Raw genomic sequence first — 18,834 nt, 5'->3', positions numbered from 1 at the left:
GCGCGGTAGGCGTCCATGCCGGAAATTGCCGCGGTCCTGGAAAATTCTGCGGGGGCCGGAAAAATGCGGGTTTCCTGGCCAAAGGTTTCGATGTTCGCCATGGTTTGTATTCCGATATGAGTTGATTAATGCCTTAGTTGTGCATGCTCGCGCGATAGCAATGCGAGCAGCGTATCCATCCGATTGCTGTCGCAGCAGACCGCCTGGCCATCTGTGAATACAGGTGTCGTCAGATTGGTCAGTACGGAACCGCTCGGCATTTCCAGCGCAAATCGCGCACCGCGCTCCCAAGAAAGACGGGCGGTTTCAAACCAATGCACCTGTCGCGCCATATTATTGGCGAGGTCATCGCTAATGCTCCCCGGTTCGAAAACAGCGCGTGCGATGCTGCTGCTCAGGTAAGTCAACTGCGGACGCTGTACTGCCACTCTCGAAAAAGCCGCTCTCATTTCCACTGCCGCCGCATCGAACAGTTCGCAATGGGACGGCACGCCGACAGCCAGGCGTTCCACCTTGGCCGCGCCATGTCCAAGCGCGAGTCGCATGACCAGGAGCATCGCGTCGTCAGCCCCGGCAATCACCAGTTGCCTGTCCGCGTTCAAGTTGGCCAGGTAGACCGGTGCGGCAGGAGTATGAATGCGTGCTATCAGCGGTTCCAGCTGATAGCGGTCGAGGCCGACTATAGCTGTCATGCCGTAACCGCGCGGATACGCACTCTCCATCAGTTTCCCTCGCTGCGCCACCAGCCGTACCGCATCGGAATACCCAAGGGCGCCGGCGATCACCGCGGCCGGGTAGGCTCCTATGGACAGGCCTGCAACCATATGCGGGCCGGCATTGTGTGCCAGGAAGAACCTGGCCATGGCGACACCAGCTATCAGCAGGCACAGTTGCACGGCGACAGTGGATTCCAGTGCTTTGGTGCTATCCAGAGTGAAAGGGTCATCGCGGAGTGCGTCGCAGGTCTGCTCGAGCGTACGCGTAACCGCGGGATGGTCCGGAAGCGAATGCAGCATGCCTGGCCGCTGCGCGCCTTGGCCTGGAAAGGTAAACAGGATCATGGCGCCTTCACGCTTTCTGCGTTTTGCCAGTTGTTCTGGCGCCACGGATCGGCAGTCAAAACCGGGCCGGCGTCAGTTTTTAGCAGCACTCGCCCGTTTTGGCGGTTGGCCCATTGCGCATTGATGCTGGCCCATTCGGAAAATGAAAATGCACCATTGCCGGTGTCTATCTGCATATCAATACGGCATATTCGAGATGACGATATCATCCTGAGCGCCAGCATCTGCGCAGCACTGAGAGGTGCGCGCGCGCGCAGCAGGATATCGAGATCGCTGTCTTCACGGACCACCGGCAGCCGCGATGCGAGCTGAAACCCGACGCCGCCGGTTGGCCCCCAGGCCAAGCCGGTTGCATCAAGCGACGGCGCCAGGACCGCAAGTGCTTCGAAAGCCGGCAGCCGGCCTTGATGCTCTTCGATGTAAGCCGATGCGCAGCCAGTCAGCATCTCCGGTTTGATGCAACGCGCCACTGCAGCGCGCTCCAGGTAACCGGCACAGCGCTCGCTCCGCGTCTCGCCGCGCAGACCAACGGGGACCAAACAGGGATCGTCTACTTTCTCGCGCCGCACTACGACCGGGGCGCGCAAGAATTGCCCAGCGCCCGCCCAAGGCGGAAGCGGCGTGACCGTCGTCAGTGCTCTGGTGTCTTTGATCCAGAGCAAGTCGTGCGGGCAAAGAATGCCTGCGCCGGCGCTCTCAGGCGTGGATGTGCCCAGGGTTTCGTCCTCTGGTGTCTTGAGCGATACGGCTTCCATGATCAACCCACGATTGCTTTCGTGGCAAAGAAGAGCAGGGATGGCCCTAGCAGGCAACCGATACCGGTATGGAATGTCGCCACCAATGCGCCGTACGGCACCAGTTTGCGGTCGGTCGCGGCGAGGCCGGCCGAAACGCCGCTGACGGTGCCCGCGAGACCACCGAACACCATTGCGGAGCGAGGTGTTTTCAGGCCGAGAAAGCGCGCCGCGATGGGAGTGCCGACCATGACGATAATCGCCTTTACCAGGCCGGTGGCGATGCTCAGCGCCATCACATCGGAGCTGGCGCCAATCGCTGCGCCGGTGACCGGGCCGACGATATAGGTGATCGCGCCGGCGCCGATGGTGGTCATGCTGACCGCATCGGAGTAGCCAAAGGCCCGGGCGATGCTGGCGCCGACAATGAACGGCAATACCGTCCCCAGCAGCAACGATACGACGCCGATCAGTCCAGCTTTGCGCGCCTCGGTCGCTTGCACCTCGAAAGCAGTGGCGACGATGGCAAAATCGCGCAGCATGGCGCCACCCATCAGGCCAATCCCGCTGAACAGCGAAACGTCGGCCAGTCCCTTGGTCCCGCCGCTCACTATGCCGCCCCAATATGCCAGCGCCAGGCCGATCACGATGGCGATTGCGGAGCCATGGATGCGGCCGAAAGTGAGTTTGCGCGAGATGACTCCCGACAGCAAGATAATGATCCCGATCACAGCAAAGGCGGTGACAAGTCCATTCTGATGAACCGCTTTTTGAAATATTTCTGACATGATGTCTCCTACTCGGCCAAAGGCGCAAGATCGGCCACGGCTGCGTCAATCTCAGCCTGGCTTTCCGTGCGATTGATCAACGCGATGCAGCAGGCGCAGACAGCAACCGCCCCCAATGCCGACAGCAACGCCACAGGTCCGCCGCGCAGCGCCGCAATCACGTCCTGCTGGGCCGCCATGGCAACCACCACCGGGATATACATCGCAGCCCAGAAGCCGACGCCTGCTTCGGTTGGTTTGGGCAAGAGTTCTCTCGGCTGCATGTACAGGCGGGCGAAAATCAGTAGCAGCATGGCGATGCCGACACCGCCGACGTTGGTCTTGACGCCGATCAGCTGGCCGAGAAGGTCGCCAAGGAAAATCCCTAGCAGGTGGCAGCAGGCGAGTAAGGCGGTTCCGTAAATAATCATGGTTTTGTCTCCTATATTGATGACATCAGCGGCTTGTCAGATTTTGTTTTTATGCACTACAGAAAAATAATGACTGCTCCTTCCTGGGTTAGGGTTGGCTGGCGCTCCATTGGACGCGCAGCATGTCCCGTACCCTGCTTGACGCGCGACGGTGTTCTGCCCCCAGTCGATTACCCAGGCCGCGGCTGCTGTCTGCCAGGATGTCTGCGAGCGCGGCTTGCAGACTGCTTTCTACGGTATCGATGTCGGCGGCGGATGGCGCATCCGGGTGCGCCACTTGCAGGCATCGCCATAACAGGCCCAGCGATGCATAACTTTCAATGTCGTAGGCCATCGGCGGCACAGTCGAAGCAAGGGATTCCAGCGCCTCGACCGAACGCATCGTGATACGCGCCGCGGACGCCTTTCCCATTGCATGCACCATGACTCCAGGATCGCTGATTGCTATCAGGCGGTTGGCCTGGTAGCCGTGGGCAAGGAAAGCGCCGGACATGGCTTTGCCGACGATCAGCCCGATCACGGGATGGCCCGCCAGCCGCGCTTCTGCATAGGCGCCGGCGGCGCCGGCCAGCGCCAGGTGGATGCCGAAACCTTCCTCGCGCCGGCCATAAGCCTGGCTGGTGACATCGATCACCGCGACGATCGGCGTCTTGGTTTTGCTGTCGCGATCGGCGGCCACCAGCTCTTGTACCGCGCGCGCAAGCTGCCAGCCTTCTACCAGGCCGACCTCGCCGTTGCGGACGCGCGGGAAGCGGTTGCCTGGATCCGGCGCCACTGCAATGTAGCGCGCCATTTTTCCGGCAAGGTCGGCGTCGGCTACCAGCACCGAAGCGGGATATCCGGCAGCCGGCGCGGCTCCACCGGTCAGCCTGGAGAACCAGGCCGCGCCACGGCTTTTCTGATCAGCTGAATTCATGGTTATGCTCATGATGCGAATCCTTTCTGATAAATCGCGCGAACCAGTTCAGGCGTTGCCTGCACGCTGGCGTCCACTTCGGCCAGGCGCTCCAGAAAACCCTGGGCCATATCGCTGCGGTGCTGTCCAGGCAAGCCGCGCTGGAGCAGGTCGCGGACCACGTTTCTGATCTGAGCGGCGTCGTCCTCGACGTAAGCATCAGCCAGTCCGCAGCGGTAACGCTGCTCGCCGCCGGTAAAGCTCCAGATGAATGGCTTGTCGCGCGAATCGTATTCGGCGATGCCGGCTTCCTGTTCAATCACCGCCGGACCGTTCAAGCCGAGCCGCGCTTCGCGGGTCACGATCAGATAGCTGCACAGGGCCGCCGCGATCGACATCCCGCCAAAACAGCCCACAGTGCCGGCGATAATGCCGATCACCGGCTGGTAGCGGCGCAGATCGACGATGGCAGAATGGATCTCGGCAATCGCAGCTAATCCTAGATTGGCTTCCTGCAGCCGCACGCCGCCGGTTTCAAACAAGATGATCGCCCGGGTTGGAATGCCGTTGCGATTGTCTTGCGCCGCCAGCTCCAGCGCGCCGGCAATCTTGGCGCCGCCGACCTCTCCCAGGCTGCCGCCTTGAAATGCGCCTTCGATGGCAAGGATCACGGCCGGCTGGCCGTCGCATGTGCCCTTGGCGACAACCACGCCGTCATCCGATTGCGTGATCACGCCCTGCTGCGCCAGCCAGGGTGATGTCACGCGGTCGAAGGGGCCGATCAGTTCGCGCATGGACCCGGCGTCGAGCAAGGCACCGGCCCGGCTGCGCGCATCGAGTTCGATAAAGCTGTCGCGTTGCAGCAGTTGTTCGGTATTCATGGCTTCCTTACTTTGTGCTTGCATACTGCAATTCTTCGAACGCCTGCTCGATCCGCATGCGCACCACGCCCGGCGTTGCGCCGAAATCATTGATCTCGATTTTTGCGGCCGGCAGCGACGGCGCGGCAAAGATGCGCGTCAACAGCGCTTCCCACACGTGGCGCATGCCATCGACCGAGGTGTTGATGGCGATGCTGGTGACGCCGGCGGTATGCGGCTCAAGCAATACTTCCAGATCGCCGGAGCCGACCACGCCGGTCAACACGCGTGCTTTGGCAGGCGAACCTGCCGGATATTCATAGAAAATCTTTTCCATGGTTTCCCTCCTTCGATTCAAGTCTTGATCCTGTCCAGGAACAACGCCGCAGCCAGCAGATCCGCGGCGCCGCCCGGTGAGACGTGCAGCGCCAGTAGCTCCTGTTCGAATTGTTGCAATGCGCTCCTGCCATGGCTGCTAGCGGCGCCGCCGGCGATGAGCACTCGCAGTGCGCCGGATTGCACAGCCGTCAATGCCGCCTGGCCGCCTCGCGACAGGATGCAGGTGTCATCGAGATTGGCGATCACCGCAAGCAGCGCGTTGAGCCGCGCGTCATTTTCATCATCGCCGCGGGTGCGGCAGTGTTCCAGCCAAGGGAGCGCGACCCAGATTACATGCGGGAATCCAGCTCGCGCCTGTGCCCGTGCTCCGCCGACGCTGTATTGCTGGCAGGCGAGCTCGCCTTTGTTGCCGGTCATGGCTGGCGCAAGGCGGTCGTGACGGCATGCCAGTGCGGCGGCGCGCGCAGCCACCGCTGCCGGAGTCGGTGCGTTGCGGTCTTGCGCCGCTGCCGTGACCAGCAAACCGAGCGCCCAGATCGCGCCGCGGTGGGTGTTGATGCCGCCGGTGGCGGCCATCATGGCGGCTTCACCCTGGCGGCCGATGAGTCCGATCTGTTCGCGCAATTGCTGCGGATCGGCGATGTGTTGCCCGGCAACCGCCATGGCATGGAAAGTCGGATGCAAGGCCCAGGCCGAATGACACATCAAATCCCAGCTCAAATCCCGATGAGCGCCGCGACCGCGCATATCGACCAGGCCCGGCTTGGGCGTCAGCGTGACCTCATCGATCAGTGCTGCCACGACTGCATCGGCCAGATAGCCGGCGAATGCGGCGGACGCAAGCGGTTGGCGTTGCTCAAGAACGGCTGCCATCACCAGCTCCGGAACTTGGCAGGCGGCTCATACAGGCCATCGGACCAGGTCACCAGGTCGGCGACACTCTTGGCTGCCAGCAGCGAACGGGTCGCTTCGCTGCGATTGACGCCCATGTCTTCGGGCAGTGCAATCAGACCTTCTTGCCGCAAGTGCGCGGTGTTCGCCGGATCATGGGTCATGCCGATTGGTGTGACGCCCGCGACGGCAGCCAGCATGGCTTTGCGCTCCTCCAGCGAGCGCGCTTTGTAGAGATAGGCAATGCCTTCCTCGGTAAGGACATGCGTCACGTCATCGCCATAAATCATCACCGGAGCGATGGGCATGCCGGATTCGCGCCCGACCTCCACTGCGTCGAGGGTTTCGACGATGGTCGGCTGGCCACCGCCTTGAAAGGTTTCCACCATCTGCACCACCAGTTTTTTGCCGCGCGCCAGCGGATCGTCGGTCTCGATCAAGTCAAGCCAGGCTGGACTGGCGTGACGGCGTCCGCGCGGATCGTGTCCCATATTGGGCGCGCCGCCAAAACCTGCCAGGCGCCCGCGCGTCACCGTGGATGAATTGCCGAGCCCGTCCATTTGCAACGTGGATCCGATGAACAGGTCAACCGCGTACTGCCCCGCCAATTGGCAAAAAGCGCGATTGGAACGCATGGAGCCGTCTTTGCCGGTGAAGAACACATCGGGGCGTGCGGCAACGTAATTCTCCATACCCAGTTCGCCGCCGAAACAGTGGACGCTTTCGACCCAGCCGGTCTCGATTGCCGGAATCAATGTCGGATGCGGATTGAGCGTCCAGTTCTTGCAGATCTTGCCCTTGAGCCCCAGCTTTTCGCCATAGGTCGGCAGGATAAGTTCAATCGCCGCGGTATTGAAGCCGATGCCGTGATTGAGCGACTGCACCTGATGGCGTTCGTACACGCCACGGATCGCCATCATCGCCATCAGCACATGTACCGGCTTGATCAGCCGTGGATCGCGGGTAAACAGCGGTTCAAGGAAAAACGGCTTGTCGGCCTGCACCACAAAGTCGATCCACGAGCCGGGAATGTCTACCCGCGGCAGATCGGCCGGATCGTCAACGATTTCATTGACCTGGGCAATCACGATACCGTCGCGGAAAGCCGCAGCCTCCACCAGCGCCGGCGTATCTTCGGTGCTGGAGCCGGTATACAGGTTACCTTGGCGATCTGCCTTGAAACCGGCCACCAGCACCACGTTCGGCGTCAGGTCGACGTAAAGCCGGGCATACAGTTCGATGTAGGTGTGAATCGCACCGACTTCCAGCAGGCCGTCTTTCAGAAACTGGGAAATACGCAGGCTTTGGGCGCCGGCATACGCAAAATCGAGCTTGCGGGCGATGCCGCGCTCAAACAGGTCGAGATGCTCAGGCCGGCTGACGCTCGGCATGATCAGGTGCAGCTGGTTCACCTTGGCAGGATTGACCTGCGCCAGCGAACGGGACAGAAAATCGGCCTGCTTCTGGTTATTGCCTTCAAGTACGACACGGTCGCCAGGCGCGATCAGCGCTTCCAGCACGGCGACGATATCGCCGGTAGGCAGTACCGCGCCATTGGCCATGTGGCGGACAAGATCCAGGCGGCGGTTTTTTTCCGTCCGGCGTTTGCTCCATTGCGCGTCAAGTTGAGGTCTGGCTGGCATCGTTACTCCGGAAATCGATCGTCACGGAGCCACAATAGAATTTTAAAAAACCATCTTCAATCAACCTTATGCGTAGTTCATTACTGTAAGGTTAATGAATTTGGCGTAATACGCCACGAATCGCCGCCGCTTCCCTAGACGCTTGCCGGCTGTTGACGATGTCGCCGAAGATGCCGTGCCGGGTACGGACTCTGCTAATGCGGTTGTGGCAGACTATTACGTGAATTGCAATTTTGTATTCGAATGATTTTCCGGAGGTAAAGTGGTAATTGACGATGCAATCACGTTGAAAAAAATGGAAGTCTTTCTGGCCTTCATGACGCTTAACAATATGGCGCGGGTATCGGAAAGCCTTGGGCAAAGCACGGTGAGCGTGCACCGTTCCTTGCATTCGCTTGAAGAGGCGCTGGGCTGTCCGCTTTTCAAGCACGAAGGACGCAACCTGATTCCTCTCCAGACAGCCTATACGTTCGCCGAATACGCGAAGCGGGTAATCAATGAGTGTGAGGAAGGTGTGCGCAAGGTACGTGATGCAGGCGGATTTAATGCCCCCAGGCTCAAGATAGGCACTCTCTATTCCTTAACGTTGAGGTGCATCCCGCAACTGGTGATCGGGCTGAAGTTACGCAAGCCTGAACTCGATATCGACCTGACCATGGGCTCAAATCGGGAGTTGCTGAAAAGCCTGGTGGATGGGCAGCTTGACGCCATTGTCATCGGCCTGCATGGAGACAATGAAAATACCGGACTGATTTCTGTGCCGCTATTTTATGACGATATTTTTTTGGCGGCCCCGACCGGTTCTCCATATGCCGGCAACAAGCACATTGACCTCCAGGATTTTCGCGCAGAAAAATTTGTCACGCTGAGTGACGGCTTTGCAACTACCAAAGACTTTCAGCATTGCTTTGAACTAGCGGGTTTTCTTCCGGATATTGCCATGCGGGTGCAAGACATTTTTTCGTTGATTAACCTGATTAGCGGAGGAATCGGATACAGCCTGCTGCCTGGACGTGTCGGCGAATTCAGTCCTCGCATTGAGTTAATGCCGCTTCAAGAAAAATATGCGTCTCGACAACAGATTACTTTGCTGCTGCCGAAGAACCGGGAACGAGATCCTAACCTGTTGGCGCTGGCTGCAGAATGCCGGATGTATGGCCGGCGCGATTACAGACATGAGCCCGTCCGGTAGGAAACCGTTGTTACGATACATGTCGATATTTTCAACTGAAAGCGAACAATAAAGTCTGTCGGGGCAACCTCGATTTTTAAATTTTCAGTCAGAACGGACAACATAGTCTGTCGAGCCCTTTGTGGGCGCGGCTTTGCTAGGGTAAGCCGGCGGGGGCAAGACAGGTGCCTCCCTGTGTTTCACTCCTGGTCAGCAAAAATTCTTTTTGTCGCAGGGAACAGACGAGTATATCTGGCAAGAAAAACTGCAGACATGAATCAGAGCATGATCCATGTCCCTTCGGATTCGCGGGCCTGGGTTGAACAGGTCCGTAGTCCGGTGCGCAGTTGTCAGGCGTGTTTCCCTTGCGGCCCCAAGGCTTGCCTGCCCGCCGCGCTGTCGAGACTGACCGGGCCGGCGCCGAAGTAGGCGATGTTGAGCAAGCCCCCTACCAACATGATGTTCTTGAGGAAGTGGATCATCTGGTTCTGATCCGCAAAATTGTGGTGGAAGAAAATCGCTGTCGCCAACGTGAACAAGGCCATCAAGGGGGCAACCAGGCGCGTGCGGTATCCCAGCAGGAGCAAGGCGCCGCCGCCGGCTTCCATCAGCACCGCGATGGCAAAGCCCAATCCGGCCAGCGGCAAGCCGACGCTGGCGATGTAGCCGACGGTAGCTTCATAGGAAGTCAGTTTTCCGAGGCCGCTCATGATGAAGGGCGCGCCGATGAGGATACGTCCGATCAAAGGCAGGTATTTGTTAGGTGTGGACATGATGTGCTCCTTGAAGAAAATGAAAAATAAAAAATGGGAAAATCAAGCTGCATCGACAAGAACAACTTCCGCATCGTCGATTGCTGCGACGACGATCTTTGAAACATCCTTGGCCGCGATGCCGTCGCGTGCATCGAGGCGCAATCCGTTGACCGAAACCGCGCCGCGCGCGACCACCAGGTAGCCGTAGCGGGAAGCGCCGATTTCATACCCGATGGACTGGCCGCGTGTGAGCGTCGCGCCAAGCACACGTGCGTCCGCTTCGATAGCAATCGCGTCCTTGTCGCCGGGCAGGCCGCTCGCCAGCACTACCCAGCGATTGGCCCGTTCGGCCTTGGGAAACGGTTTGGTCGACCAGCGCGGCGCGATGCCGAGGCGGCGCGGACGCAGCCAGATCTGGAAAAGCTTCAGCGGCCCGCTGCCGGGATTGGTTTCCGAGTGGCGGATGCCGCTGCCGGCGGAAAATGCCTGGACATTGCCCGCGGCAATCTGGCCGCGTCCACCGGTCGTGTCTGTGTGTTCGAGCAGCCCCTCCCTGACATAGGTCACGATTTCCATGTCGCGATGGCCATGCATGGGAAATCCTGTGCCGGGCGCGACTTCGTCGTCGTTCAAGACCACCAGGCTCCCCAATGGCTCGTGAGCCGCATTGTCGTACCCGTGCAGCGCGAAATGGTGTTTGGCCTTCAGCCAGGTGAAGTCGCTGCCGGCGAGTGAATCCAGATTTCGAATTTGCAGCATGTTGTTCCCCAAGAATCATCAAGTACGTGAGCTCTTATTGCTCAGCGCCATTGCACCTTGCCTTGCGAGTTGATGAAGCCATCATAGTCGAGCAACAAACCGGGATTAATGGGTTGAAATAGAATGGATATTTGTCGAAAATAGAAAAATAAGTGGCATCAACCAATGGGGGCGGGTATGGCACCGATCAATGACCTGAATAACCTTGTCTTTTTCGCCAAAGTCGTCGATGCCGGCAGCTATTCCGCTGCAGCCGAGGCGCTCGGCATGCAGACCTCCAAGCTGAGCCGGCGCGTCAGCGCGCTGGAAGCGGAGCTGGGGGTGCGCTTGCTCAACCGCACCACGCGCAAGCTTTCCCTGACCGAGATCGGCAAGACCTTTTATGGCCATTGCGTGGCCTTGATCGCGGAAGCGCAGTCGGCAAAAGACGCCGTGCACCAGACGCTATCGTCGCCGCAGGGATTAATACGCATGAGCTGCCCGGTCGGCTTGCTTCTGGGCGGCCTGGCCGACATCCTCGCCAAGTTCCTGGCTGCCGAACCGCAGGTACGCATCGCGCTCGACGCGACCAATCGCCGCGTCGATGTCGTCGATGAAGGAATCGACATCGCCATTCGTGTCAGGGTGCCGCCACTGGAAGACTCGGACCTTGCCATGCGCGCCTTCGGTCCATCGAAAATGATCCTGGTCGCCAGCCCCAAGTTGGTGCTCCGGCATGGCATGCCTGCGCAACTGGCGGACCTGGCAAAAATGCCTATCGTCGCCATGGGCTATGCCGGCGACAAGGTCACCTGGCGTTCTCAAGACAAGGATGGCAATTCCGAAGAACTCGTGCATACGCCGCGCCTGCATACCGACGACCTGCTCACGCTACGCGCCGCTGCATTGCAAGGCATAGGCGTCGCCTATATGCCTGCGCTAGCGGTGATGGAAGAAATGGAAACCGGTACGCTGATCAGGCTGCTGCCGCAATTAAGCGCGCGCTCGAGCATCATCCACGCCGTATTTCCGTCACGGCGCGGGATGATTCCAGCGGTCAGGATCTTGCTCGATTTCCTTGCTGCGGAGCTGGCGGAGGATTCCTGGCATCCTTTGGCGCGGGAGAGCAAGGAAACGTAGGCAAGCGTATAGCAATCATTCATCTTATTGAAACCGGATATGATCGATTTTCTCGCACTGCCCGCTGTTCAACCCGACTGATCTCAAATCGGCTGCATACAATCCACTGCTGGAAGTCCGACGCGGCGCGCACGAAGTGTGCGACGTGCAGAACTTCGCTGATATCCTGGTCGGTCCCGAAGGCGTGCTGGAGCGGCGCAACCACTGGGAAAAGACTTCGCTCGCTCTGTTGGTCGGCGCGATCCCGCATGCCCGTTCGAGGTGGCCGTCCTCGCGAGAGGTCTCCAATTGGATTGATGGTTATAGCCAAGCGGCGAGGCAGATACCGGACTATTTCAAGGGAGCAGATCAATTCCTACCTGTCAAAACTGTCAGTTCTTATTTCCCGAAACCGACATATATTGAATTTGCTAGGTATTTGCTAAATATTTGTTGTCATCCCTCCATCGAAACTAAAGGAAGCAGCCATGACTAAATCAAATAGCAATCACGAGCAAGGATTGAAATTGAATCTTTCCGATGCACAACGCGAAGAATTGGTGCGATTCATTACTGAAAACGGTCACGCAAAACTGGACATTGATCTTTTATTTGAAGGCAATGTTTCGGCTAAAACGATTGCTCCAGTCGCTGTATTGGTAGGCAATGCCATCTAATTCCGTGCCGGTTAGTCGAGGCGTGCCGGATGTGCGTATTCGACGAGAAGAATTCGGGTACGTATTAGCATTTGGCACAGGAGAAATCGGTTTTTATAACGACGAAGTCGCCTCCCGATTGCTGCACGGCGCGGCGCGGGAAGAACTTGAACCCTATAGATTGCATGCCATTCCGGTACGCGACGAATTTCACCTGAGCGCCCCGTTGATCGTATGGTTCGAAATCACCCGTTCGTGCAACTTGTCATGCCGGCACTGTTATATTGAAGCCGGGAAGCCCAGGAAAAATGAGTTATCGACGCCTGAGATTTTCAATGCATTGGATCAGTTAAAAGCAGCAGGTGTCTTTGCATTGGTGCTGGTCGGCGGCGAGCCGATGCAACATCCCGATTTTCTGCAAATACTCAATTACGCGCACGCGTTGGGCTTTGTCATCTCGATAGCGACAAATGGCGCTTATATCACCCAAGAATTAATCGATGTTCTGCCGCGAGAAGAATGCGTGGTCAGCGTCAGCATCGACGGCATGGCATTTCATAAGGAAATGCGCATTCGCTCTACCTGGGAAGATTTGCGCGAACGCATACTTCTGCTTCGCAAGAACAATATTCCAACCGCCATCATGTCGACGCAAGCGGATCGCAATGTCGAGGAACTGCACTCGATTTTAGCGTTTGCGCGTGAGAACCTGTGTTTCTTCGGATCGACGCCATTTAGTCCAATTGGACGCGGACGATTCTTTGCCGAATACCAGCCGAAGCCCGATATCGTCGAGCAAGCCGCCCAGCTTTATATCGCCGACAAGCGTCACGACCAAATCATGAACGATACCGTGGGATTGTGCGTTGCCAAGTTCCTCGACGAATGCCATCGCATCGCGCAAGCGACCGGGCGTGAATTTTGCGGCGTCGCGATGGCATATCTGCTAAGCGATGGCTCGCTTTATCCATGTTCGATTTGCGCCTCGAATGAAAAATTCGGCGCCGGCAACATACGCGACAATTCATTCAAGCATATTTGGGAAAACTCGTTCAGCGGAATTCGTCAATTTACCTACGACAAATTCAAGGAATGTCCGAATTGCGAACTGTCCCGCGATCCATACTATTGCACCTCGCGCTGCCCCGTGATGGCAGAAGTGCATACAGGCGATGAATTGGGTTGCGGCGCCACGCCGTTTATCAAAGCAAGCTTGAAGAGACGAACGCAGTTATTGCAAACAGAGTTTCCGGAACCGGCTGGCGATTAGCGTCGATAGCATGAAGCGAACGATACCCGTCATTTCCAGCATCGGCACTGGACAGACTGAGTTGTCCGCATACGATGACGCCTTGTGGAAGGCCGGGATTGGCAACTGCAACCTGATCCCGCTCTCCAGCGTCATCCCACCGGCGTGGGCGCCGCGAAGCAACGCCCGACTCGACTTTATTCCTCGCTGGGGCAACCGTTTATATGTAGTGCAAGCAATGTGCACAGCGGGCGACAATGCACGTATTGGGCTTGCCGCCGGCATCGGGTGGGCGATATTCGATCATGGAGGCGGAGTATTCGTGGAACATCACGCGGTTTCGTCCGATGCGGATCATGCGTTACGGGATATCGAGCGACAAATCGCGCTTTCAATCGATGATCTGTGCCATCGGCGCGATGCGCTTCCTGTGATTCAGGGAAAAATGACCACATCGACTACTGCGCACGTTCCTAGCTGCGCATTGGTGGTCGCCGTGTTCAAGGAAGAGGATTGGTGAGAAATCCGATCATGGATATTCGCAATAGGATCGACAAAATAGGCAACGAACCCATTTCCTATGACGAACATGGCGACATCCCGTTCGAGCTGCCGTTCCGCCAAATCGAAGCAAAAGATATCAGCCTTTATCTACAACTCGATACCACGGTCGGCAAGAAAACTTGCCGGCAAGCGTGCGCCCATTGCTTCTACATCAACCAACCCGAGGCGGCCAATCGCTCAATCGACTTGCTAGAAGGAAGACGCATCATGGACGACCTTGGCAATCAAGGTTATCGCGTCTTTCCCATGATCTCGGACAGTTTCAGTGCCAACGGTGCATTTTTGCGACTATTCGGCAATACGCATAACCGCGACTTTCATCAAGAGCATGATTGCAAACCAACTAAAACCATGCAGAGGGGCGATATGTGGACCAGCGGCGCCCCGCTGCTGGACGCTAACTGGAAAGATTATTTGTGGACCGGCATCGAAAACGGCTTTGGCAATGTCACCATCACCTTTCATGGTGTCCTGGATGAAAACTTGACGCTCATGCCGGCCCGCACTTATCCAATCAAAGGGGTATTTCACGGACAGGATTGCGAACGGGTCATGTCGCGCATCCACGAATTCAACGCCGAACTGGATGCCGCCAGTCGGCAACCGCTAAACATCAATCTTGGCGTAACAATCGGCAAGCATAATTACGGCCGCGAGCACTTGATCCGATATGTGCAATATTTTTCAAAGTGGCGTATTTCAGTATTGCGCTTTAATACATTCCACGATCATGGATGGCGATTGCCGCATCTGCCGCTAACGAGAGATGAAATTGCGCAGTGGTATCGAGATTTGAAGTGGGTACATGAGAATCTGCCTCTCGATTTCCAACTTGGCGTCGACGAGGATTTCGGTAGCAATGGCATTGGCGTGATGGATTTTCCTCCACATGTCGGCTGGTGCCGCGCCGGACGGCAGCTATTCGCCATCGTTCCCGACACGCCGGAGGAAATTGGCGTGAGCGAATTCAGCCGCAAAGAAAAGATCGGGTCGATAGCGGCATGCGTCGATGCGTTCAAACCTATCGTCGGCAAGTTGGTGCGCGAAACGCCATTGCGATTTGGCGCACCCCGCTATCATCTGGAGTTTTTTTATGACGTCATTGACGAACTGACCGGCAAACGACTGAATGGAAGCTACCAGGATGGCTGCTTTGCGGCGGAAATGCTCCAGGAACAAAAGGACAAGCTGTAAATAGTGCTATTCGCTACCCGTTGACCTCAGTCCCAGTCAGGCGCTTCCGTCTGTCCTTGTTCCTCCTCGGGGCGGTGAGGCTGAGCCCCATACCGCGTTTGCTCATCCATGTACTTACACCGTATTTGCAGCCAGAACTTCCGCGCCTTCGGCGACGGCACAACGGCCCCATCTCTTGACTGGGAGCTGAACAAAGGGATGAATATCCTGATTGGCGAAAACGATGCTGGAAAAACGGCCATTATTGACGCGATCCGTCATATGTTGTGGACCACTAGTTTTGAGGTGGTGCGTCTCCTAGAGCAGGATTTTCACGTTGTTGGTTCAAACCGAGCAGAAACGCTGGTTATTGAGGCGACCCTGTGTGACTTGTCTCCGGAACAGGAGGCCGCTGTTTTAGAATGGTTGACTTATGAGAAGGATGGCTCGCGTAGCCTTGTACTCAATTTACAGGCAAGACGACAGCCACCTCAGGCTAAACGCAGAGCTCGTGTAGATACAATAACTCGTTCTGGAAGAAACGGTAGCCCCCTCCGTGGTAGCGGTGCGCGTAAGCGCAGGGGCTGAATCCCGGTGCAGTACATGGCGCGCACCTATTGACACGAATATTACAGACCATGAGATCTCTGATTCTCTTTAATGATGGACGGCATGTTAACTTGTCTCTCGACAGTGGGGCAAATTGAAGGAGGCAAATTTTCATACAAACGTACAGGTAATCTTCGTTTGTTTGCAGAATTACTCCTCTCGAATTGACTTAGTCGCTTGACGCAACACTGGTCTTAAAATACTTGTAGCAAAGCGGCGATTTCAGATCGGTCTATGCAGATATGTCAAGGATACATCGGCCGTCGCATATGAAACAAGGACTCCGCCATCACTTCGAAATAGTCGGCCGGTCCGCCGCCGCGCAGGATCGGATGCGCAGCGGCCGTATCGTAACTGCCGTTTTTCAGCAGCGCCTGGTCGATGTGTACGCCGACCACCTCGCCCAGCACCAGCCAGGTTTCAATTTTGCCACCGGCGGCGCTAGTCAATTGCAGTATCTGGCTGCAGCGGCACTCGAATGCAACCGGACTTTCAGCCACACGCGGCACATTGACGATACGTCCAGGCACGGGAGTAAGACCGGCCAGTCCGAACTCGTCCGTTTCGGGCGGCGCCGCCGCTGAACTGAGATTCATGGCCTCTGCCAAGGGACGCGTCGCTAGGTTCCAGACAAACTCACCGGTTTGCTCAATATTGTTCAAACTGTCCTTACGGCCGACGCTGGCAAAGCCGACGATGGGAGGAGTGTAGTTGAAGGCGTTGAAGAAACTGTAGGGTGCGAGATTCAGCGCGCCGTTCGCCGCCTGCGATGCGATCCAGCCGATCGGACGCGGGCCGACAATGGCGTTGAAAGGATCATGCACCAATCCATGCCCTTTGGCCGGTTCGTAAAAATGCTTGTCTTCTGTCATGCGAAATTCCGCCTTCATTCAATTTGATGCGTAAGAGAGGGATAAAAAAATCATCGCACCTGCGACGGCGAGCATCCGAAACGCTCTCGGAAACGCAGGGAGAATCGCGAGCTGGCGCGATATCCGCAGGCTTCAGCAATCTGCTGAACACCCCAGCCAGTGGTCTGCAGGAGCGTCATCGCGTGATGCATGCGAATATCCAGCAGCAGGGCTTCGAAGCGCAAGTTTTCAGCAGCCAGCCGTCGCCTCAGCGTCGCTTCGCTCATGGCCAGTTCGCGGCCGGCCTTTGCCGTGGTCCATGGATGTGCAGGTGCGTCGGCCAGCAGATTTTTCAGGCGTTCACTGATACGCTGAGTCGAGGGACGGGAGAAACGGCAGCCGCGGTCAGCCAGCGCAAGCAGCAAGCCGACCAGGCGATGCATTTGTTCGCGCTCGCTGACCTGTGCTGAATACATGCCGCGCAGGCAGTGATTCAGCGTATCAGCAAGATCGCTGTCGAGAGTCAGCTGGCGGCCGTAGGCGACCGCCGCCGCCGACGACAGCATGTCGTTCTCATGGCGCCGGTGGAATTCAAGGATCACTTCCGGAGCGAATGCCAGGAACACAGATCGAAATGTCTGGTCGTCGCCGCCAGGGATTTTCTCGACGTCTGCACTGGCGTTTTGCGCCATTACAGTGAGTGTCAACGGATCATTCAATGCCAGCACAACTTCGCCATTGTCGAGTGTCATCTGGCCTGAAACCACCAGCAGCAGAGTGGCGTCGAAAAAACGGAAGTCGCGCGCATGCTGTGGCCGGCGCAGGCACGGCTGGGCAAGCGTGCACAGCCCCCGGCGAGCGGCCAGAGCGCCCGATGGCAGCTGCCACATGGCTACTCCTGTGGGCTCAACCAGGCTTGGCAAGCTGGATAGCGACGCGTCGCTTGCGATTGCTTTCATATGCCTGCAAATATCTCACTTTTTTTGCAAATGCGGGTTAAGTGTGTAAGTTCCGGTAAGGCTGGCTTCTGCCAGCACGTGACCAGCGAGTGCGGCTCGCAGGTTGACGCCGTCTATGGGGGAATTGACGTTTATGCTCGGCAGGTCGAGTGCGTATAGCGTGAAAACATAATGATGTACCAGCGTATCGTTCCACGGTGGGCATGGACCATCGTAGCCATGATAGTCGCCTCTCATCTGTTCATCGCCGGCAAACCAGTCGGTATAGTTGTTAATGCCATGACGCAAACCATCGGGAGCCGCGGGACCGGCTTTACCGCCTGGCACCACGCCATCGCTGTGGCTGCCAGCGGCGATTTCACGCGCTGCGGGAGGAAGGTCCAGCAAGAGCCAGTGGAAGAAGTCGACACGCGGCAGCGACGACGGCACTTTCCGGCCTTCCTGGTTAACGTCCTCGGCGCTGCTCGGTACGTCAGGGTCGTGGCAGATCAAGGCGAACGATTGCGTGCCGGCGGGCACCTCGCTCCAGGCCAGATGGGGATTGCGGTTACTGGATAGCGCTATGTGGGTTGCGGGATCGATTACCGCGAAGGCGAACTCGCCAGGAATGGCGGCGTTGTCGGAAAAACTCTGGCTGGTCAATTTCATGGCTGAATGGCTCGCTATAAATGGGGAGGGAAAACATGAAAATTATAGTCAACAACCATTGCGTGGAAATAACCAATCCGATCAATATAGTGATATATGCAGTCAATTTGACTGGATTGGAGTTGATTGTCGCTGATTTGAAAAAATGTATCCAATCATCTAGGAGCACGGTGACAATGAAACCGGCACAGGCGCGAACGATTGCTTCAGTCGGAGTCTGTGATATGTTCGTTTGCGCGCCGAATTGACCCACTCAGTTTGACCCTCCCTCCATTGCCTGGCGAACGCCGCCACCCTGTCGTAAGACCCCGTGAAACCCAATTCCAACAGGTCCTCGTGAAGCTGTTTCAGGCTGCGTCGTTGCTTGCGGGATTTGGCCGCCTCGGTCTTGAGCCAGCCTGAAAGCTGGAAGGCGTATGGGGCGATGGCACTGGCCGATTGGCGCTCTGCATAGGCAGGCTCAGTCGTTTCCGAGCCCAGGTAGCGTCGGACGGTGTTGCGCGAGATGCCCAACCGCTTGGCAATCTCCCTCAGGGGGACCTGGTCCCGAAGGTGTCAGCGTCTGATTATTCCTAGTAATGCCACGTCGATCACTCCGATCCCCTACTCATTCTGATAAGTAGGATTGTGTGCTAAACGTGGGTCACCCATTAGCCGTCCGCTGTCAAGAGCACAAACTTACCACTCGCAATATTTCGCGATATCTCAATTTCATCAAGCC

21 protein-coding genes and 2 pseudogenes are annotated in these 18,834 nt (G+C 57.3%); 8 read left to right on the top strand and 15 right to left on the bottom strand.

Features of this window, described 5'->3' with window-relative positions; all coding sequences use genetic code 11:
• Window positions 1-125: 125 nt before the first annotated feature.
• From mdcH to mdcA, 9 genes are all read right to left on the bottom strand, one after another.
• Window positions 126-1,061, bottom strand: a complete 936-nt coding sequence (gene mdcH, locus V8G57_RS25795; RefSeq protein WP_342831860.1) for a malonate decarboxylase subunit epsilon — start codon at window positions 1,059-1,061, stop codon at window positions 126-128.
• Window positions 1,058-1,816 (bottom strand): malonate decarboxylase holo-ACP synthase, encoded by a 759-nt coding sequence (locus V8G57_RS25790; protein WP_342831858.1) that lies wholly within the window; start codon window positions 1,814-1,816, stop codon window positions 1,058-1,060. The genes mdcH and V8G57_RS25790 overlap by 4 nt, the downstream gene beginning before the upstream one ends.
• Window positions 1,817-1,818: 2 nt before the next feature.
• Window positions 1,819-2,583: a malonate transporter subunit MadM gene (gene madM, locus V8G57_RS25785; RefSeq protein WP_342831856.1), complete on the bottom strand. Its 765-nt coding sequence runs from the start codon at window positions 2,581-2,583 to the stop codon at window positions 1,819-1,821.
• An 8-nt stretch (window positions 2,584-2,591) separates the two neighbouring features.
• Window positions 2,592-2,993, bottom strand: a complete 402-nt coding sequence (madL, locus tag V8G57_RS25780; protein ID WP_342831855.1) for a malonate transporter subunit MadL — start codon at window positions 2,991-2,993, stop codon at window positions 2,592-2,594.
• An 88-nt stretch (window positions 2,994-3,081) separates the two neighbouring features.
• Entirely contained in the window at window positions 3,082-3,909 is an 828-nt protein-coding gene (gene mdcE / locus V8G57_RS25775; RefSeq protein WP_342831854.1) for a biotin-independent malonate decarboxylase subunit gamma, read from the bottom strand.
• A gap of 8 nt (window positions 3,910-3,917) precedes the next feature.
• Window positions 3,918-4,769, bottom strand: coding sequence for a biotin-independent malonate decarboxylase subunit beta (locus V8G57_RS25770; protein ID WP_342831853.1), 852 nt, complete (start codon window positions 4,767-4,769; stop codon window positions 3,918-3,920).
• A gap of 7 nt (window positions 4,770-4,776) precedes the next feature.
• Window positions 4,777-5,085 carry a malonate decarboxylase subunit delta gene (locus V8G57_RS25765; protein WP_342831852.1) on the bottom strand — a complete coding sequence of 103 codons (309 nt, stop codon included), beginning with the start codon at window positions 5,083-5,085 and terminating at the stop codon, window positions 4,777-4,779.
• A 17-nt stretch (window positions 5,086-5,102) separates the two neighbouring features.
• Window positions 5,103-5,960: a triphosphoribosyl-dephospho-CoA synthase gene (locus V8G57_RS25760; RefSeq protein WP_342831851.1), complete on the bottom strand. Its 858-nt coding sequence runs from the start codon at window positions 5,958-5,960 to the stop codon at window positions 5,103-5,105.
• Window positions 5,960-7,621 carry a malonate decarboxylase subunit alpha gene (gene mdcA, locus V8G57_RS25755; protein ID WP_342831850.1) on the bottom strand — a complete coding sequence of 554 codons (1,662 nt, stop codon included), beginning with the start codon at window positions 7,619-7,621 and terminating at the stop codon, window positions 5,960-5,962. Before mdcA ends, V8G57_RS25760 begins: the two co-directional genes overlap by 1 nt.
• A 262-nt stretch (window positions 7,622-7,883) precedes the next feature.
• Between mdcA and V8G57_RS25750 the strand changes: the two genes are divergently transcribed.
• Entirely contained in the window at window positions 7,884-8,813 is a 930-nt protein-coding gene (locus V8G57_RS25750; protein WP_342831849.1) for a LysR family transcriptional regulator, read from the top strand.
• A 329-nt stretch (window positions 8,814-9,142) separates the two neighbouring features.
• Here the strand turns inward: V8G57_RS25750 and V8G57_RS25745 are convergent, their stop codons facing one another.
• Both V8G57_RS25745 and V8G57_RS25740 read right to left on the bottom strand, forming a co-directional pair.
• The gene (locus V8G57_RS25745) at window positions 9,143-9,565 is read right to left on the bottom strand and encodes a DoxX family protein (protein ID WP_342831847.1); all 423 of its coding nucleotides are present in this window, start codon (window positions 9,563-9,565) and stop codon (window positions 9,143-9,145) included.
• 42 nt (window positions 9,566-9,607) lie between these two features.
• Window positions 9,608-10,306, bottom strand: coding sequence for a pirin family protein (locus tag V8G57_RS25740; protein ID WP_092397911.1), 699 nt, complete (start codon window positions 10,304-10,306; stop codon window positions 9,608-9,610).
• A gap of 177 nt (window positions 10,307-10,483) precedes the next feature.
• Between V8G57_RS25740 and V8G57_RS25735 the strand changes: the two genes are divergently transcribed.
• The 7 genes and pseudogenes from V8G57_RS25735 to V8G57_RS25705 all read left to right on the top strand — a co-directional run bounded on the left by V8G57_RS25735 (window position 10,484) and on the right by V8G57_RS25705 (window position 15,634).
• Window positions 10,484-11,425, top strand: coding sequence for a LysR substrate-binding domain-containing protein (locus V8G57_RS25735; protein ID WP_342831845.1), 942 nt, complete (start codon window positions 10,484-10,486; stop codon window positions 11,423-11,425).
• A gap of 43 nt (window positions 11,426-11,468) precedes the next feature.
• Window positions 11,469-11,675 (top strand): annotated as a pseudogene (locus tag V8G57_RS25730) (type IV secretory system conjugative DNA transfer family protein); the annotation flags it as partial.
• 217 nt (window positions 11,676-11,892) lie between these two features.
• The gene (locus V8G57_RS25725; RefSeq protein WP_342831843.1) at window positions 11,893-12,081 is read left to right on the top strand and encodes a hypothetical protein; all 189 of its coding nucleotides are present in this window, start codon (window positions 11,893-11,895) and stop codon (window positions 12,079-12,081) included.
• Window positions 12,071-13,330 carry a radical SAM/SPASM domain-containing protein gene (locus tag V8G57_RS25720; RefSeq protein WP_342831842.1) on the top strand — a complete coding sequence of 420 codons (1,260 nt, stop codon included), beginning with the start codon at window positions 12,071-12,073 and terminating at the stop codon, window positions 13,328-13,330. Before V8G57_RS25725 ends, V8G57_RS25720 begins: the two co-directional genes overlap by 11 nt.
• Before the next feature lie 10 nt (window positions 13,331-13,340).
• Window positions 13,341-13,829, top strand: a complete 489-nt coding sequence (locus V8G57_RS25715; protein WP_342831841.1) for a pyruvoyl-dependent arginine decarboxylase — start codon at window positions 13,341-13,343, stop codon at window positions 13,827-13,829.
• Between the two features lie 11 nt (window positions 13,830-13,840).
• The gene (locus tag V8G57_RS25710; RefSeq protein ID WP_342831840.1) at window positions 13,841-15,067 is read left to right on the top strand and encodes a radical SAM protein; all 1,227 of its coding nucleotides are present in this window, start codon (window positions 13,841-13,843) and stop codon (window positions 15,065-15,067) included.
• Window positions 15,068-15,175: 108 nt separating this feature from the next.
• Window positions 15,176-15,634, top strand: coding sequence for an AAA family ATPase (locus tag V8G57_RS25705; RefSeq protein ID WP_342831838.1), 459 nt, complete (start codon window positions 15,176-15,178; stop codon window positions 15,632-15,634).
• Window positions 15,635-15,900: 266 nt separating this feature from the next.
• Here the strand turns inward: V8G57_RS25705 and V8G57_RS25700 are convergent, their stop codons facing one another.
• The 4 genes and pseudogenes from V8G57_RS25700 to V8G57_RS25685 form a co-directional block, all read right to left on the bottom strand.
• Complete coding sequence (locus tag V8G57_RS25700) at window positions 15,901-16,527, bottom strand: flavin reductase family protein (protein ID WP_342831837.1); 627 nt, start codon at window positions 16,525-16,527, stop codon at window positions 15,901-15,903.
• A gap of 50 nt (window positions 16,528-16,577) precedes the next feature.
• Window positions 16,578-17,396, bottom strand: coding sequence for a helix-turn-helix transcriptional regulator (locus V8G57_RS25695; RefSeq protein WP_342831836.1), 819 nt, complete (start codon window positions 17,394-17,396; stop codon window positions 16,578-16,580).
• A gap of 84 nt (window positions 17,397-17,480) precedes the next feature.
• A complete protein-coding gene (locus tag V8G57_RS25690; RefSeq protein WP_342831835.1) occupies window positions 17,481-18,113 on the bottom strand; it encodes a YbhB/YbcL family Raf kinase inhibitor-like protein in 633 nt (210 codons plus the stop codon).
• Between the two features lie 264 nt (window positions 18,114-18,377).
• Window positions 18,378-18,647 (bottom strand): annotated as a pseudogene (locus V8G57_RS25685) (IS21 family transposase); the annotation flags it as partial.
• Window positions 18,648-18,834 lie beyond the last annotated feature (187 nt).

The sequence above is a fragment of the Collimonas rhizosphaerae genome, from assembly GCF_038896935.1.
In the GTDB taxonomy this organism is placed as follows: Bacteria; Pseudomonadota; Gammaproteobacteria; order Burkholderiales; family Burkholderiaceae_D; genus Collimonas; species Collimonas rhizosphaerae.
The sequence above is the reverse complement of the archived record's forward strand: the minus strand, read 5'-3'. Positions and strand labels throughout refer to the sequence as shown.